We start from the raw sequence: 16,350 nt of genomic DNA on the forward strand, positions 1-16,350 counted from the left end.
CCGGGACTATACCGGTGGCCGGGAACACGAGGAACATCGATGTCGCGGGGGTGACCGAACGATTCGGCCCGCTGACCGTACGGGTGGGGGAATCGGCCGTTTCCGGTGTGGTGTCGGGGGTTGCGGCGTCGGTCGGCGGTCAGGGGGTGGGCGGGGCGACCGGCAGCGTGGCGATCAGTCGCAGCTGCGCGGTGCGGGACTCGTCGATGCGTCGGGCCAGGTCGCGGACGGCCGGGGCGACCGCCACCGCCAGGTGCGCCCGGGCCAGCGCGGCGGCCTGCCGTTGCTGCGGCACGAGCACCGCCACCAGGGCGGCGTCGTAGCCGGCTTCCGGGGTGCCACGCAGCAGCGCCACCGGGTCGGGGGTGTCGCCGGGGTCGGGGTGGGTGTGCCGGTGGTGGCCGGTGTCCGGGCCGGCGGCGCTGATCCACCGGCGGGCCTGGGCCACCTCGTCGGTTTCGGTGGCGTCGATCGCCGCGACGAGGGTCCGCAACCGGGGTTCCCGGACCCGCTGCGGGGCGGCCCGGACGATGGCCAGGGTCCGTTCCTGGTGGGCCGTCATGGCGTGCAGGAACACCAGGTCGAGTCCGTCGATCACGGTAGTCGCGCCCGCCGGTGCCGGCGCGGGGGTGGCCGGGGGCGCGGCGGGCGCGCACCCGGCGAGCAGCAGGGCCGCCACGGCGACCATGGTGCCCCGGCGTCGGCGGCCGGGCCGGCCGACGGTCGCGGGTGGCCGGCCGCCGCCGGCCCGGCGGGGGCCGGCGGCGGGTGGGGGCGGGAGGCCCGGTCGGCGCAGCGGCATGGTCGGCGTCCGGGTCAGATCCGGGTCCACAGGGCGGGCACGTACGGCGGTTCCCAGCCCGGCAGGGCGGTGTGCGCCTGCCGGCACCGGTAGCTCAGTGCCTGGTAGGTGACCACGTCGCCGACCTGGTAGCTGCGGCCGGCCGTCCAACTGCCGCCGGCGGTCGGCGGGGCGGTCGGGGTGGCGGTACGGGTCGGGGTGGGCGTGGGGCCCGGGGTGCGGGTGGGCGACGGGCTCGGCGTGGGGGTGGGGCCGGTTCCGCCGATCTGCACGTCCACGCAGGAGTAGAAGGCGTTGGCGGTGTCGGCGATGTTCCAGACGGCGAGGATCTTCTGCCGGCCGGTGAAGCCGCCGAGGTTGACGCTGTGCGAGACGGTGGCGTCGGGTTGCCGGCCGCCGCCGTCGACGACGCCGACGCGGGTGCCGCCGATGAAGTACTCCCAGTTGCTGGTGGCGTGCCGGGCGGTGTTCACCCAGGTGAAGGTGACCGTGCTGCCGACCGGGGTGGCCGGCCAGCCCCGGCTGTCGTCGTCCAGGACGTCGAACTGGGTGATCCCGGCGCTGCAACTGCGCAGCCCCTTGACGCCTTCGACGCTCTGCGGCTCGTAGCGGATCTGACCGCAGTCGGGCACCTTGCCCTGGGCGCAGAGGGCCTGGCGGCTGGGCGGGGCGGAGACGTAGCCGTGGGCCTGGGCGGGCGCGGCGAGGCCCAGGGAGGTGACGACGGCACCTGTCGTCACCAGGGGGACGGTGATCGTGCGGCGCATGGGGCACTCCTCGACGGGGCGGGGCGGTCGTCCGGCGGCGGGGGTTCCGGCCCGTACGGACGGATCGACCTGGAACGATTGCCACCACCGTAAATTAAAGTTTGTTAACAGTAAAGACGTCTTCCTGTTTTCCGCACCGGGTAGCTCCCGTCCCCGGGACTGTCCCGACCCGCGACGGGTATCCGCGCTCGCATGGAGTGCCGAGGGCGGGTCCTCGTGATCTCGGCGGATGTCGGTGCCGGCCACGACACCGCAGCCGGCGAACTGGCCCACCGGCTGCGGGAACGCGGCTTCACGGTGGACCGGCTGAACCTGCTGGACGTGCTGCCGCGCCCGGTACGCTGGGTGTTCCGGGAGGCGTACCGGGACATGCTGCGCTGGCTCCCCCGCGGCTACGACGCCCTGTTCACCCTGACCGCCCGGTCCCGACTGTCCGTCGCGCTGATCCGCGGCCTGCTACGACCGGTACGACGCCGGATGGGCCGGGCCATCCCACCGGACACCCTCGCCGTGGTGACCACCTACCCCTTCGCCAACCAACTCCTCGGACCGCTGCGCCGGCAGGGCCGGCTCACCGTCCCGGTGGTCAGCTACGTCACCGACTTCGCGCTCCACCCCACCTGGCTGAGCCCCGGCGTGGACCGGTACTACGCGCTGCGGCACGCCGAGGTGCCCCCGGTCGACGCCGACGCCACGCCCGTCACGACGGTGCAACCGCTGGTGTCACCCGCCTTCGGCGGCGCGCACCACACCGACCGGCGGCAGGCCCGCCGCCGGTTCGGGCTGCCCGAACGGGACCGGCTGGCGCTGATCGTCGCCGGGGCGTGGGGCGCCGGGGACGTGGAAACCACGGTGGCGGAGGTCGGCGCGACCGGCTGGGCCCGACCGGTCGTGGTGTGCGGACGCAACACCCCGCTCTACGACCGGCTCCGCCGGGACTGGGAGCACGTGTTCGGCTGGGTGGACGACATGCCGACCCTGATGCGCGCGGTGGACGTCGTGGTGGAGAACGCGGGTGGCCTCACCTGCCAGGAGGCGCTCTCCGCCGGGGTGCCGGTGGTGACCTACCGGCCGCTGCCCGGACACGGGCGGGCCAACGCCGGCATCCTCGCGCGGGCCGGTCTGACCCGACGCGCGTCGTCGGTGGAGCAGCTGCGGCCGGCGTTGATGGAGACCACCGGCCGGCGGGACCGGTTCGTCCCGCTGTCCGCCGACCCGGCCGACGTGGAGGCACTGGTCACCGAGTTGGCCGCCGTGCCCGGCAACGGACAGGCGTACCACCGGCCACGCCGACACCTCGGCGACGCCGTGGCGGTGGTCGCGGCGCTGCTCGCGGCGTCACGGGGCCGCCGGTGAGGTGGCGGACGACGGGCCTGCTGGCGGCCGGGCTGGCCGCCGTCGGCCTGCACGGGGCGCCGGCGGTCACCGCGCTGCCGGCGCTGCGGGGACGGCTGCTGCGCCGGCTCGACGGGGTGGGACCGCCGGACCGGATCGCGTTGACCTTCGACGACGGCCCCGACCCGCAGTCCACCCCGCACTTCCTGGAGGTGCTGGCCGCCCACCGGGTACGGGCGACGTTCTTCCTGCTCGGCACGATGCTGCGACGGCACCCCGACCTGGGACGGCGGCTGGTCGCCGCCGGGCACGAGGTGGCCCTGCACGGCGGGGAGCACCGCAACCTGCTGCTGCGGGGGCCGCTGGCCACCGGCCGGGACCTCGCCGCCGCACACGCGCTGACCGTCGCCGTCACCGGGCAGACCCCCCGGTTCTACCGCCCCCCGTACGGGGTGTTGACCGGACCGGCCCTGCTGGCCGCCCACCGGCTGGGCCTGCGGCCGGTGCTCTGGACCTGCTGGGGACGGGACTGGACCCGTACCGCCGACGCCCGGTCGGTGCTGGCCGAACTCCGTCGCAGGCTGCGCGGCGGCGGCACCGTGCTGCTGCACGACTCCTCCGGCACGGCGACCCCCGGCGCGTGGCGGGCCGCCCTCGACGCCCTCCCCCACCTGCTCGACGAGTGCCGGCAGCGGGGGTGGACGGTGGGCCCGCTCGGCGACCACCTGGACGGGACATGACGCTCGCGGTGCTGGCCGCGCTGGTCGCGGCGTTCGCGTTCGCCCTGTCCACCACGTTGCACCAGCGGGCGGCCAAACAGCAGCAGCGGCGGCGGGCGCTGGATCTGCGGCTGCTGTCGCGGCTGCTGCGGACCCGGCTCTGGCAGCTCGGCTGGGTCCCCGACGTCGTCGGCGTGTGCGCCCACGCCCTGGCCCTGCGCTACGGCCCGCTGACCCTGGTGCAGCCGCTGCTGGCCAGTGGGCTGTTCATGGCCATCCTGATCGAGGCCGGCTGGAGCCGGCAGCCGGTGCACCGCCGCGATCTCGCCGCCACCCTCGTCGGCACCGCCGGGCTGGTCACCTTCCTGGCCGCCGCCGACCCCCGGGCCGGAGTCACCGAGCCGGGCGCGTCGGCCTGGTGGTGGGTGGCCGCCGGCACCGTCACCACCGTCGCCGGCTGCCTGCTCGCCGCCCGACGGGCCGGCGACGCGGCCCGGGGCACCCTGCTCGGCATCGCCGCCGGGGTCCTCTACGGGGTGAGCGCCGCGCTGCTCAAGGCGGTGGCCGCCCGGTGGCACGGCGACCCGCTCGCCCTGGCCCTCGACCCGAGGTCGTGGGCGCTGCTGGTGGTCGCCCTGCTCGGCGTGCAGGTGAACCAGGCCGCGTTCCAGCACGGACGGCTCGCCGCGCCCCTTGTCGCGTTGACCCTGACCGAACCGGTCACCGGGGTGCTCGTCGGGGCCACGGCGTTCCGGGAGACCCTGTCGCTGACCGGGGTCCGGCTGCCGCTCGTCGTCGGCGCGGTCGTCGCCCTCGTGGTGGGCGTCCGGCTCGGCGCGTCCCGGGCCACCCAGGACGCGACGCCCGTCCTGCGGCGGTGACCCGCGGTCAGTCCGGGGGCACCAGGACGAGACGGCCGGCGGTGGTGCCGGCCCGCTGGTCGGCCCAGGCGTCCACCGCCTCGGCCAGGGGCCGCACCTGGTGGGTGACGGTCAGCCGGCCGGCGGCGGCGTGCCCGGCGACCAGCGTGACCGCCGTGGCCCGTTCGGCGGGGGTCAGCTCGTTGTTGGTGTAGCCCAGCAGACGCAACGACCCGCCGCGCAGGGTCGCCGAGTCGATCGTCGCGCTCGGCGCGGCCGACCCGCCGAGGTTGACCAGCCGCCCGCCCGGGGCCAGAGCACGCAGGGCCGCCGCGGCGGGCACCCCGAACAGGGGGTCCAGCACCAGGTCCACCGGGCCGTCGGCGGCCTGCCGGAACCGCCGGGCGAGGGTCTCCGGTTCGTCGGTGGCGGTGAGCCGGACCACCGCGTCCGCGCCGCAGCGGCGGGCGGAGTAGACGGCGGCGTCGGAGCGGCAGGCGGCGACCACGCGTCCCGCCCCGGCGAGCCGGGCGAGCTGCACGGCGGCCTGCCCGACCGTGCCCCCGGCGGCGAGCACCAGCACCACCTCCCCCGGGCGTAGGCCCCCGCGCAGGGTCAACGCCGCCCAGGCGGCGACCGCCGAGAGCCCGAGGGCCGCCACCAGGCGGTGGTCGGCGTCCGGCGGCAGGGGCACCGGGTCGGCGGCGGGGACCACCGCGTACCCGGCCAGGCTGCCGTCGCCGGGTGCCATCCCCGCCCGGGTGGGGAACCAGACCGGGGTGCCGTCGTCGAGGGTGCCCACACCCTGCACCCCGGGGACGTACGGCAGGGCCGGGACGCCCAGGTAGGAGGTGCCCGAGGCGCACAGCAGGTCCAGCGGGGTCAGCGGGGCGGCGGTGACGCGTACCCGCACCTCGCCGTCGGCCGGCACCGGCCGGGGGCGGGTGACCACCTCGGGTGGCGCGCCGTGACCGGTGACGACGACGGCGGGCATCGACGCGGAGTCGGCTCCGGCGGTCATCAGGTGGCGATGTCGGGGTAGGGCAGCGAGAAGTGGGCCAGCCGCAGGCCGTACTGCTTCTGGTAGGCCATCGGCTCGGCGTGGTCCCGTTCGAACATGGCGATGAACAGGGTCAGGGTGAGGAACGGGTGCGCGCCGAGGGCGAAGAGCCGGACGTGGTCGTGGCTGGCCAGCGCGTCGCGCTCCTCGTCGGTGAAGCGCAGCCAGGTGCTCGCCTCGCCGGTGTGGCAGTTGAGGACGGCGTTGGCGCGTTCGGCCTCCCACCAGGTCACCGTGCCGTGCGGGTCGGTGCGGTAGCGCTCCACCAGCTCCGGGTCGCGGTCGACGGTGTAGAGGAACTTGTCGACCAGGTAGCGGCTCATGCCGGCGCTCCGTTCGGGTACCAGGTGAAGTACGCCTCCATGGTGTGGAACAGGTCGAGGGTGTCCACGTGGTCGGCCTTGGCGCCCGCGCCGGCCACCCCCATCATCAGCATGAAGTCCATGAAGCCGTGGGTGGCGTTGCCGGGGGCGTGCAGGCTGTCCAGGGTCACCTCGGACAGGCAGCCGTCGAGGTCGCCGTTGGCGATCCACTCCACCGCCCGGCGGTCGAACTCCGGGTCCGGGCCCTGCGGGCCGAACTGGCGGGGCCCGCCCAGCTCCAGCGACAGGTGGCCGGTGCCGATGACGGCCACCCGCAGGTGGCTGGGCCAGCTCTCGACGATCTCCCGGATGGCCGCGCCGAGCTGCACGAACCGTTTCGGCTGCGGCAGCGGCGGAGCGAAGATGTTGGTGTAGATCGGCACGATCGGCAGGTCCGCCTCGGGCCGCAGCGTGATGATCGGGCAGGTGATGCTGTGGTCGATCCGCAGCTCGTTGCTGAAGGCCAGGTCGAACCCGGCGTCCAGGCCGGCCCGCAGCACGTGGGCCGACAGGTCCTCCTGGCCGCGCAGCAGCATCCGGGGCAGCCCGAACTCGCGTTCCTCGTTGTACCAGTTGGCGTCGTAGAACGGCGCCTTGCCGACCAGGAACTGCGGCATGTTGTCCAGCCACAGCTGGTGGAAGTGGTCGGAGCCGACCATCACCAGCACGTCCGGCCTGGCCCGGGTGAGGGTCTCCCGGAAGGCGAGGATCTTGCGGGCCCACTCGTCGGCGAACGGGGGCCGGTCCTCACCGGTGGCGGTGGTGGCGCGGTAGTAGAACGGATGGTGGGTGGAGGCGATGACCGCGACGACCTGGGCCATGGCCGCTCCTCTCGCAGACGGTTGGGGGTGGGATCAGTCGGCGTCGTCCGGCACGTACCGGGCGTTGCGGTCGACGGTGCGGTAGATGTCCATGCCGAGCGGGCGGCGTCGCTCCTCGGCGAGGTGGCCGAGCAGGCCGGCGGTGCGGGCCAGCAGGGCGAAGCCGCGCAGCAGGTCGATCGGCAGGCCGAGGTCGGCCAGGGCAGCGCCGCACACCCCCGCGCCGTTGAGCGGCAGGGTACGGCCGAGCACCTGCGGGTGGACCCGGCCGACCGCCTCGAACAGCCGCAGGTGGGGCCCGCGCAGCCCCTCCTGCTCGGCGATCGCGACCAGCACCGGGGTGCGGGGGTCGGTCTCCTTGTGCACCGGGTGGCCGAGCCCCGGCACCAGACGCCCGGCGGCGCGGGCGGCACGGACCGCGTCCAGGGCGACGGCGTCCCAACCGGCGTCGTCGGTGGGCGGCTCGGGTAGACCGGCGAGGGTGTCGGCGAGGAACCGCCCGCAGTCCTCGGTGACGCCGAGGAAGCGGGAGCCGCCGCCGAGCAGGCCGGCGGCGATCGCGCCCTGCAACGCCTCCGGCGCGCTGAGGTACGTCAGCCGGGCGGCGATCGCGGTGGGGGTGAAGCCGTGGTCGGCCAGGGCCACCAGGACGGCCTCGAAGACGCGTACCTCGCCGGGGCCGGGGCGACGCCCGGCGACCAGCCAGAAGGCCAGTTCACCGAAGCCCACCCGGCCCATCAGGTCGCCGGCCAGGTCCTGACCGAGCAGCCGGATGGTGGTCGGGTCGGAGGTGCCGATCGAGGTCGGGAAGTCTAGCTGCCGGTCAGCCACGCGCGGATCTCCTCGCCGTGTTCGTCGAGCGCGGGCGGCGGGGCGCCGTACCGCGCGGGGGTGTCCGAAAGGGTGATCGGGTGCCGGATGCCGGGGACCGCGGCGGCGCCCTCGCCGACGGTGACCACCGGGTCCAGCCCGAGGCGTTCGGCGAGCGCGACCCCGCCGTCGATGGTGTTGATCGGGGCGCAGGGCACCCCGGCGGCCATCAGGTCGGTGAACCACTCGTCGCGGGTGCGCCGGCGCAGCCGCTCGACCAGCAGCGGGCGCAGTTCCTCCCGGTTGGCGGTGCGGTCCTGGTTGCGGGTGAACCGGGGGTCGTCGACGAGTTCCGGCAGGTCGAGCACCTGGCAGAGCCGGCGGAACTGCCCGTCGTTGCCGGCGATCACGATCAGCTCGCCGTCGGCGACGGGCAGCGGCTCGTACGGGAAGAGGCTGGGGTGGGCGTTGCCCATCCGGTAGGGCACCACCCCGCCCGCGACGTAGCCGCTGCTGTGGTTGACCAGACCGGACAGCGCCGAGGAGAGCAGGTTGACCTCGACGTGCTGGCCGCGTCCGGAGTCGTGCCGGTGGTGCAGGGCGGCGAGGATGCCGATCGCGGCGTGCAGCCCGGCCATCACGTCGAACACGGAGATGCCGGCCCGGTAGGGCGGGCCGTCCGGGTCGCCGGTGAGGCTCATCAGCCCGGAGATGGCCTGCACCATCAGGTCGTAGCCGGGGTAGGCCGCGCCCGCGCCGGTGCCGAACCCGCTGATCGAGGCGTAGACCACCCGGGGGTTGCCGGCGGCCACGGTGTCGTAGTCCAGTGCGAAGCGGCGCAGCCCGCCGGGCTTGAAGTTCTCGATCAGCACGTCCGCCCGCGCGGCCAGCCGGTGCGCCACGGCCAGGTCGTCGGGGTCCTTGAGGTCGAGCGCGATGGACCGCTTGTTGCGGTTGATGCCCAGGTAGTAGGTGGCGACGCCGTCGCGGACCGGGGGCATCCAGGTGCGGGTGTCGTCGCCGCCGGGCCCCTCCACCTTGATCACCTCGGCGCCGAGGTCGGCCAGCAGCATGGTGGCGTACGGCCCGGCGAGGATGCGGGAGAAGTCGGCCACCACGACGCCGTGCAGCGGACCGGTCCGGCTCGGTGTCTCCTCTGCCATGACCCACTCCTCACGTTGTCCGCCTGGCGGACTTGTGTCCGCCAGGCCAGTTTCACCGGCGGGCCGGTCGGACGTCAACACCCCGGCGTGATTCTCGGGAAACTCCCAGCTCCGCGCGGTGTGCAACGATCGGACACACCTCGGTAACTCGTTCTTGACATGACCGGTGACCGGGAACACACTGGCGAAACCTGATCTGACCGTACAGCGGACATGCGTCCGCAAGCACCCCGGAACGGAAGTGGCGGCGATGAGTGCGAACGAGGGGCGGACACCGGCGGCGGGCCGGCCGGTGGTCTTCCGCAACGGCCTGGTGCTGACCATGGACGACGCCCACACGGTGCTCCCCCGCGCCGACGTGCTGGTCGTCGACGACCGGATCGCCGCCGTCGGGGTCGGGCTGGACGTGCCCGAAGGCACCTGGGAGATCGACGCGGCCGGCGGCATCGTCATGCCCGGCATGATCGACACCCACCGGCACATGTGGCAGACCGCGATGCGCGGCTACGGCGCCGACTGGACACTCACCCAGTACTTCGTCTGGTACTACCTGGAATCCGGCAAGCTGTTCCGCCCCGAGGACGTCTACGCGGGCAACCTGCTCGCCGCCATCGAGGCGGTCGACGCCGGGGTCACCACCACCGTGGACTGGTCACACGGCCTACAGACACCGCAGCACGCCGACGCCGCCGTCGACGCCCTGGAGGCGGTGCCGGGCCGGTTCGTGCTCGCCTACGGCAACCTGCAACAGGGACCGTGGCAGTGGGCCACCACCCCCGAGTTCCGCGACTTCGTCACCCGCCGCATCCACGGCCGCGGCGACCGGCTCGGCTTCCAGATGGCCTTCGACGTCACCGGCGACCCGGCCTTCCCCGAGCGGGCCGCCTTCGAGGTCGCCCGGGACCTCGGCGTGCCGGTCACCACCCACGCCGGGGTGTGGGGGGCCACCAACGACGACGGCATCCGGCTGATGCACGAGCACGGGTTCATGACCGAGTCGACCGTCTACGTGCACGCCGCCACCCTCAACCGCGACTCGTACCACCGGATCGCGGCCACCGGCGGCTCGGTCTCGGTGTCCACCGAGAGCGAGCAGAGCGCCGGCCAGGGCTACCCGCCCACCTGGCAGCTGCGCCACCACGACATCCCGGTCTCGCTGTCCATGGACACCAGCGTCTGGTGGAGCGGCGACCTGTTCTCCGCGATGCGCGCCACGCTCAGCGCCGACCGCTCCCGGGAACACCTCGAGGCGCACGGTCGACAGGAGACCGTCACCCACTGCCACCTGCGCGCCGAACAGGTCGTGGAGTGGGCCACCCGGGGCGGCGCCCGGGCGCTCGGCCTCGACCACCTCGTCGGCGCCCTCACCCCGGGCCGCCGGGCGGACGTGGTGCTGATCAAGAACGACCGGTCGCCGGTGATGTTCCCGATCCTGCACCCCTACGGCCACGTGGTGTTCCAGGCTCAACGCGGCGACGTGCACACCGTGCTGGTCGACGGCCGGGTGGTCAAGCACGAGCACCGGCTGGTCGACGTCGACCTCGCCGCCGCCCGCGCCGCCGTGGAACGCACCGTCGAACACCTCACCGACGCCATGGGCGTCGACGCCTGGGAGAAGGGGATGAACCCGGACGTCCCCGAGACGGCGGTGCTGGACAACCCGTACACCTACACCGAGTGGGACGCCGGCTCGGCGCAGTGGAAACATTAGCCATCCGACGCACCCGGCGGGTGACCGCCCGCCGGGCCGGGGCAGGCAGCGAAGGGAATCCATGGGGCGCGAGGCCGGAACCGACTTCATCGAGGCGCTGGCGCGCGGCCTCGACGTGCTGCGCTGCTTCCGTCCGGGCCAGCCGACGATGACGCTCAGCGAGATCGCCGCGGTGACCGGGCTGGCCCGCCCCACCGTACGCCGCATCCTGCTCACCCTGGAGGAGCTGGGCTACGTGCGCGCCGCCGACCGGGGCTTCGCGCTCACCCCCCGGGTGCTGGAACTGGGCGTGGCGTACGTCAACTCGCTGAGCATCTGGGACGTCGCCCGCCCGCACATGCGGCAACTGGTGGCCGAGACCGACGAGTCGACCTCGCTGGCCCAGCTCGACGGCAGCGACATCGTCTACGTGTCCCGGGTGGCGGTGCCCAAGATCGTCACGCTCGCGGTGACCATCGGCACCCGGTTCCCGGCCGTGGCCACCTCGATGGGCAAGGTGCTGCTGGCCGCCCTCACCCCGGCGGAACTCACCGCCGTGCTGGCCGTGCCGAGCCGCTCCGGCATCGCCGCCCGCTGGCAGCCGGACCGCGACGAGCTGGACCGGGAACTGCGCGAGGTGCGGGCGCGCGGCTGGGCCCTGGCCGACCAGGACCTGGCCGCCGGCATCCGGTCGGTCGCCACCGGGGTACGCGACGGCGACGGCCGGGTGGTGGCCGCGCTCAACGTCACCGTGCACGCCGCCGAGACCTCACTGGAGCGGCTCACCGACGAGCACCTGCCGCGCCTGCTGCGCACCGCCGCCGAGATCAGCCGGGACTGGGCCCGGCTCGACACCGTGCCGATGACCGTGCAGCGGCCCGCCACGGACCGTCCGGGCTGAGCCGGAGGCTGCGACAGCCGTCTCACGATCACCGTCCTGGCTGGTCAGCGGCTTCCCACCCTGGCACCGTCGGCCGTACGCCGTGCCGCACCGGCCGGCGTCCCGGCCGACGTCCTCCGCCGCCCGGTCCCGGCCTCCCCCGCCGGTGCCGGGCCGACCCCGCGACGGAGAGCGCACCGGCCGCCCGTCGATCCGTGGGAGCGTCGATGCAACCTTCCGTCCGTACCTCACCGCCCCGTCCCGGGCGGCACACCGCCACCGCCGGCCGACCGTCCCGACGGTGGCGGCGACTGCGCGCCCTGCTCGTCGTGACGCTGAGCGGCCTGCTGGTCGCCTCCGGACTCACCCTCGTCCCGACGGCCGACGCCGCCGACGGGTACGCCCGTGGCCCGGCCCCGACGGCGGCCAGCATCGCCGCCGCCCGGGGACCCTTCGCGACCGCCGAGACGACCGTGTCCGCGCTGACCGCCCGGGGCTTCGGCGGCGGCACCATCTACTTCCCGACCAGCACCGCCGAGGGCACCTTCGGCGCGGTGGCGATCGCGCCCGGGTTCACCGCCGGCCGGTCCAGTATGGCCTGGCTGGGGCCGCGACTGGCCTCCCAGGGCTTCGTCGTGTTCAACATCGACACGGTGACCCGCTCCGACCAGCCGGCCAGCCGGGGCCGGCAACTGCTGGCGGCGCTGGACTTCCTGGTGGACAGCAGCACGGTGCGCGACCGGATCGACCGCGACCGGCTGGGCGTGATCGGCCACTCGATGGGCGGCGGCGGCGCGTTGGAGGCGACCGTCGCGCGGCCGTCGTTGCGGGCGGCGATCCCGTTGACGCCGTGGAACCTGACCAAGAACTGGTCCCGGTCACAGGTGCCCACGCTGGTCGTGGGCGCCGAGAACGACACCGTCGCCCCGACCCGCAGCCACGCCGAGCCGTTCTTCGCCAGCCTGCCCGCCGGGTTGGACAAGGCGTACCTGGAGTTGAACCGGGCGAGCCACTTCGCGCCCAACACGCCGAACACCACCATCGCGTCGTTCAGCATCTCCTGGCTCAAACGCTTCGTCGACGGGGACGTCCGCTACGAGCAGTTCCTCTGCCCCGCGCCCCGGACCGGGGCCGAGATCTCCGCGTACCGGGACAGCTGCCCGCACGCGGTCTGACCCGCCCGACGCCCCCGGCTCAGGCCGGGGGCGTCGACGTGAGCAGCGACCGTAGGGCCTGTTCCGCCAGGGCCAGGTCGAGCGGGCGTCCGGTCAGCAGCTCGGCGTAGAGCGCGGACTCGACGATCCGGATGTAGAGGTAGGCCAGCGACTCCGGCTCGCCCGGCAGGGCCCGCAGGTCGGGGCCGAGCACCTCGCGGAAGATCGCCACCTGGGCGCGGACGAAGCGGCGGTGCACCAGCCCCGGCGTGGTGAACAGGATCCGGGCGGCGAGTTCCGGTTCGGCGGCGAGGAACCGGCGGAACGGCGCGGACCGGGACAGCGCCCCGACGTAGTGCCGGGTCACCTCCACGACGCCGCCGACCCCGTCCGCGCGGCGGGCCCGCCGGGCGTCGGTGAGCAGCCGGTTGCCGAGCCACCACAGCACCTCGCCGAGCAACCGGTCCCGGCTGCCGGCGACACGGTAGAGGGTCGCCCGGCTGACGGCCAGGGCACGGGCCAACCCGTCCATGTCGACCGTGCCGTGGGCGAGGAAGTAGTAGCCGCCGCCCCGGACCAGGGCCTCGTGGCCGAGCACCCGGCGGGGTGGCACGCCACGCGACCCGCCGGGAGCGCCGTGGCCGCCCGCGTTGTCGGGCCGTCCGGCACCGGACGTGCGGGGACGGAACGTCGCTGAGCCCATACCTGGTACACGGTCGTCGACCATCGATTGTTCAACGACGTCCCCACGGGCACCGCGGTGAGCTGCGTCGACCCGGCCCGTCGGCGGATCAGGCGGGGCGGGCCGCGACGGGACGGCCGGCGATGGCCGGGTAGACCTGCTCCACGATGGTCAGCAAGGTGGCGGTCAGCAGCAGGTGCACCTGGTCACGGTCCAGCGCGCCCCGCTGGAGCCACTCCCGGGCGGTCGAGGTGGCCAGCCCGCCGTACGCCCGGATCATGCCGCGCAGCTCGGCCCGGCAGGTCGTGACGTCGGCCAGCCCCACCGCGACGAGCACGCTGTCCGCCGCGACCTCCTCGGCCTCGGTGAGCACCCGGGCGACGTCGGCGTCGTGGCCCATGTCGCCAGCGGTCACGGCGGCCAGCCAGGAGTCGCGGTGCCGGGAGACCACGTCGAGGAACCAGGTGACGCTGGCGTCGACCCGGGTGCGCAGGTCGCCGTCGGGCAGCCGTTCGACGGCGACCCCGGGCACCGTCACCATCACCCGGACGACCTCCAGGTAGAGCTGCTTCTTGGTGCCGAAGTAGTGGTTGATCAGGCCCCGGGCCACCCCGGCTTCGCGGGCGACGTCGGTGGTCGACACGGCCGCGTACGGGCGCGCGCCGAACAGCCGTACCGCGCAGGCGAGGATCTGTCCCCGCCGGGCGTCGGGCTCCAGCCGCCGTCGCCGGGGTTCGGTGTCAACGCTCATCCGCCGAACCCTATCGGCAGGTCGGCGCGGCGTGTCCCGGGTCGGCGGGCCGGTCCCGTCAGCCGGGCGGCGGGCGGAGCACCGGTCGCTTGACGGGCGGGCCGACGCCGGACGTTGATCAAGGATTGTTGACACCTCGCCAACACGGCGTGAGGGTGGAGCCATGCCGACGCCTGGACTCGACACCTACACCCCGCCGTGGCGCGCGCCCGAACACGACGACCTCGCCGCACTGGCCCGTGACTTCTTCACCCGGGAGGTGCTGCCGCACACCGAACGGCTGCTGGCGCAGGGCCACCCGGACCGCGACCACTACCGGCGCGCCGGTGAGCTGGGCCTGCTCGGCCTGTCCGTGCCCGAGGAGTACGGCGGGGGCGGCGGCGGCTTCACCCACGAGGCCGTCCTGCTGCACGAGCAGACGCACGTCGGGGAGAGCACCCTCGGGCTGGCCGTGCACAGCGGCATCGTCACCGGCTACCTGGTCGCCTACGGCAGCGCCGAGCAGAAGCGGCGCTGGCTGCCCGGCCTGTGCCGGGGGGACCTGGTCGGGGCGATCGCGATGACCGAACCCGACGGCGGCTCCGACCTGCAGGCGATGCGGACCCGGGCCGTCCGCGACGGCGACGACTACCTGGTCACCGGGGCCAAGACGTTCATCAGCAACGGCGGCCTCGCCGACCTGGTCATCCTGGCCGTCAAGACCGACCCGGCCCGGGGCGCCGCCGGCATCTCCCTGCTGGTCTGCGAGGTCGGCGACGAACCGGCCGGATTCCGGCGGGGCCGGCTGCTGTCCAAGATCGGGCTGCACGGCAACGACACCGCCGAGCTGTTCTTCGACGGGCTGCGGGTGCCGGCGGACCACCTCCTCGGCGGGGCCGAGGGGCTCGGCTTCGGCCAGATGATGCGGCAACTGCCCCAGGAACGCCTGGTCATCGGCGTCGGCGCGGTGGCGGCGATGCAGCGGGCCGTCGAGCTGACCACCGCGTACGTCAAGGAACGCACCGCCTTCGGCAAACCGCTGATCGGCCACCAGAACACCCGGATGGTGCTCGCCGAGTGCGTCACCCGCACCCGGGTCAGCCGGGTGTTCCTCGACGACTGCATCGGCCGGCACGACAGGGGCGAACTGGACGTGGCCACCGCGGCGATGGCGAAAGCCTGGCTCACCGAGGGACAGTGCGAGATCGTCGACCGGTGCCTGCAACTGTTCGGCGGCTACGGCTACACCACCGAGTACCCGATCGCCCGGATGTACGCCGACGCCCGGGTGCAGAAGATCTACGGCGGCACCAACGAGATCATGAAGGAGCTGATCGCCCGTGCCCTCTGACCCCGACGCGCCCGCCGGTGGACCGTTGGCCGGGGTGCGGGTGGTGGAGCTCGCCAGCCTCGCGCCCGCGCCGTTCGGCTGCATGGTGCTGGCCGACCTCGGCGCGGACGTGGTGCGCGTCGACCGGCCGGACGGGGTCGGCGCGGGACGGCTCAGCGTCCCGACGACCGGCCCGCTGCACCGGGGGCGGCGGGTCACCACGCTGGACCTGAAGTCCCCCGCCGGGGTGGCCGACCTGCTGCGCCTGGTCGAGCGCGCCGACGTGCTGGTCGAGGCGTACCGGCCGGGGGTGGCCGAGCGGCTCGGTTTCGGGCCACGGACCTGCCGGGACCGCAACCCCCGCCTGGTCTACGCCCGGATGACCGGCTGGGGGCAGGACGGCCCGCTGGCCGCCCGCGCCGGGCACGACATCGACTACATCGCGGTGGCCGGCGCGCTGGAGCCGCTGGGCCGCCCCGGGCACCGCCCGCACGCCCCGCTGAACCTGCTCGGTGACTTCGCCGGAGGCGGGATGCTGCTGGTCACCGGGGTGCTGGCCGCGCTGCTGGAACGGGAACGCTCCGGCCTCGGGCAGGTCGTCGACGCCGCGATGGTCGACGGGTCGGCGCTGCTCACCGCGTTCCTGCACGGGATGCTCGGCGACGGCCGGTGGTCCGCGCCGCGCGGCGGCAACCTGCTCGACGGCGGCGCACCGTTCTACGACACCTACCGCACCGCCGACGACCGGTTCGTGGCGGTGGGCGCGCTGGAACCGGCGTTCTACGCCGCGCTGCTGGCCGGCCTCGGCCTGGCCGACGACCCGACGCTGCCCGCCCAGTACGACCCGGGCGGCTGGCCGGAGCTGCGCCGCCGGTTCACCGCCCGGTTCGCCGAGCGCACCCGGGACGAGTGGGCGGCGGTCTTCGCCGGCCTCGACGCGTGCGTCGCGCCGGTGCTCGCCCCCACCGAGGCGCACCGCCATCCACACAACGCCGCCCGGGGCACCTTCGTCGAGGTGGCGGGCGAGGTGCAGCCGGCGCCGGCGCCCCGGTTCGCCCGGACACCGGCGGTGCCGCCCCGGCCGGCTCCGGACCCGGCCGTGCCGCTGGACGTCGCCACGATCCTCGACGCCTGGCCCGCCCGCCCTTGACCACCCGCGCCCGGCCGGCCCCGCCGTGGTCCGGG

At 74.5% G+C, this 16,350-nt stretch carries 17 protein-coding genes; 8 read left to right on the forward strand and 9 right to left on the reverse strand.

Annotated elements, in window-relative coordinates:
• Positions 1-139: 139 nt before the first annotated feature.
• On the reverse strand, positions 140-832 hold the full coding sequence (locus FJK98_RS18015; RefSeq protein ID WP_240762115.1) for a DUF305 domain-containing protein: 693 nt from the start codon (positions 830-832) through the stop codon (positions 140-142).
• On the reverse strand, positions 817-1,569 hold the full coding sequence (locus FJK98_RS18020) for a lytic polysaccharide monooxygenase (RefSeq protein WP_145920055.1): 753 nt from the start codon (positions 1,567-1,569) through the stop codon (positions 817-819). Before FJK98_RS18020 ends, FJK98_RS18015 begins: the two co-directional genes overlap by 16 nt.
• 216 nt (positions 1,570-1,785) lie before the next feature.
• Here FJK98_RS18020 and FJK98_RS18025 point away from each other — a divergent pair, with 216 nt between their 5' ends.
• From FJK98_RS18025 to FJK98_RS18035, 3 genes are read left to right on the forward strand one after another with little or no spacing between them, the layout of a single operon-like run.
• Positions 1,786-2,925 (forward strand): glycosyltransferase, encoded by a 1,140-nt coding sequence (locus FJK98_RS18025; protein WP_240762118.1) that lies wholly within the window; start codon positions 1,786-1,788, stop codon positions 2,923-2,925.
• Positions 2,922-3,644, forward strand: a complete 723-nt coding sequence (locus FJK98_RS18030) for a polysaccharide deacetylase family protein (RefSeq protein WP_240762120.1) — start codon at positions 2,922-2,924, stop codon at positions 3,642-3,644. The genes FJK98_RS18025 and FJK98_RS18030 overlap by 4 nt, the downstream gene beginning before the upstream one ends.
• Positions 3,641-4,504 carry a DMT family transporter gene (locus FJK98_RS18035; RefSeq protein WP_145920057.1) on the forward strand — a complete coding sequence of 288 codons (864 nt, stop codon included), beginning with the start codon at positions 3,641-3,643 and terminating at the stop codon, positions 4,502-4,504. Before FJK98_RS18030 ends, FJK98_RS18035 begins: the two co-directional genes overlap by 4 nt.
• Positions 4,505-4,511: 7 nt before the next feature.
• Here the strand turns inward: FJK98_RS18035 and FJK98_RS18040 are convergent, their stop codons facing one another.
• Genes FJK98_RS18040 through FJK98_RS18060 form a run of 5 tightly spaced genes read right to left on the reverse strand, consistent with a single transcriptional unit; the run spans position 4,512 to position 8,699 of the window.
• Positions 4,512-5,504: a zinc-binding dehydrogenase gene (locus tag FJK98_RS18040; protein WP_228543821.1), complete on the reverse strand. Its 993-nt coding sequence runs from the start codon at positions 5,502-5,504 to the stop codon at positions 4,512-4,514.
• Positions 5,504-5,866 carry a hypothetical protein gene (locus FJK98_RS18045; protein WP_088647735.1) on the reverse strand — a complete coding sequence of 121 codons (363 nt, stop codon included), beginning with the start codon at positions 5,864-5,866 and terminating at the stop codon, positions 5,504-5,506. Before FJK98_RS18045 ends, FJK98_RS18040 begins: the two co-directional genes overlap by 1 nt.
• Entirely contained in the window at positions 5,863-6,726 is an 864-nt protein-coding gene (locus FJK98_RS18050; RefSeq protein ID WP_145920058.1) for an extradiol ring-cleavage dioxygenase, read from the reverse strand. Before FJK98_RS18050 ends, FJK98_RS18045 begins: the two co-directional genes overlap by 4 nt.
• 33 nt (positions 6,727-6,759) lie before the next feature.
• Positions 6,760-7,557, reverse strand: coding sequence for a citryl-CoA lyase (locus FJK98_RS18055; RefSeq protein WP_145920059.1), 798 nt, complete (start codon positions 7,555-7,557; stop codon positions 6,760-6,762).
• Positions 7,539-8,699 (reverse strand): CaiB/BaiF CoA-transferase family protein, encoded by a 1,161-nt coding sequence (locus FJK98_RS18060; RefSeq protein ID WP_145920060.1) that lies wholly within the window; start codon positions 8,697-8,699, stop codon positions 7,539-7,541. Before FJK98_RS18060 ends, FJK98_RS18055 begins: the two co-directional genes overlap by 19 nt.
• Positions 8,700-8,949: 250 nt before the next feature.
• Here FJK98_RS18060 and FJK98_RS18065 point away from each other — a divergent pair, with 250 nt between their 5' ends.
• The 3 genes from FJK98_RS18065 to FJK98_RS18075 all read left to right on the forward strand — a co-directional run bounded on the left by FJK98_RS18065 (position 8,950) and on the right by FJK98_RS18075 (position 12,444).
• Positions 8,950-10,410 (forward strand): amidohydrolase family protein, encoded by a 1,461-nt coding sequence (locus FJK98_RS18065; protein ID WP_145920061.1) that lies wholly within the window; start codon positions 8,950-8,952, stop codon positions 10,408-10,410.
• Positions 10,411-10,471: 61 nt separating this feature from the next.
• Positions 10,472-11,290 carry an IclR family transcriptional regulator C-terminal domain-containing protein gene (locus tag FJK98_RS18070; RefSeq protein ID WP_145920062.1) on the forward strand — a complete coding sequence of 273 codons (819 nt, stop codon included), beginning with the start codon at positions 10,472-10,474 and terminating at the stop codon, positions 11,288-11,290.
• Positions 11,291-11,496: 206 nt separating this feature from the next.
• The gene (locus FJK98_RS18075; protein WP_145920063.1) at positions 11,497-12,444 is read left to right on the forward strand and encodes an alpha/beta hydrolase; all 948 of its coding nucleotides are present in this window, start codon (positions 11,497-11,499) and stop codon (positions 12,442-12,444) included.
• A gap of 19 nt (positions 12,445-12,463) precedes the next feature.
• On the opposite strand, the gene FJK98_RS18080 is transcribed toward FJK98_RS18075, so the two are convergent.
• The gene (locus tag FJK98_RS18080) at positions 12,464-13,036 is read right to left on the reverse strand and encodes a QsdR family transcriptional regulator (protein ID WP_145920064.1); all 573 of its coding nucleotides are present in this window, start codon (positions 13,034-13,036) and stop codon (positions 12,464-12,466) included.
• Between the two features lie 178 nt (positions 13,037-13,214).
• Positions 13,215-13,856 carry a TetR/AcrR family transcriptional regulator gene (locus FJK98_RS18085; RefSeq protein WP_145920065.1) on the reverse strand — a complete coding sequence of 214 codons (642 nt, stop codon included), beginning with the start codon at positions 13,854-13,856 and terminating at the stop codon, positions 13,215-13,217.
• Positions 13,857-14,019: 163 nt separating this feature from the next.
• On the opposite strand from FJK98_RS18085, the gene FJK98_RS18090 reads away from it, so the two are divergent.
• A complete protein-coding gene (locus tag FJK98_RS18090) occupies positions 14,020-15,186 on the forward strand; it encodes an acyl-CoA dehydrogenase family protein (protein ID WP_145920066.1) in 1,167 nt (388 codons plus the stop codon).
• Entirely contained in the window at positions 15,176-16,315 is a 1,140-nt protein-coding gene (locus FJK98_RS18095) for a CaiB/BaiF CoA-transferase family protein (RefSeq protein WP_145920067.1), read from the forward strand. Before FJK98_RS18090 ends, FJK98_RS18095 begins: the two co-directional genes overlap by 11 nt.
• Positions 16,316-16,350 lie beyond the last annotated feature (35 nt).

The sequence above is a fragment of the Micromonospora sp. HM134 genome (assembly GCF_007833915.1).
Taxonomy (GTDB): Bacteria; Actinomycetota; Actinomycetes; order Mycobacteriales; family Micromonosporaceae; genus Micromonospora; species Micromonospora wenchangensis.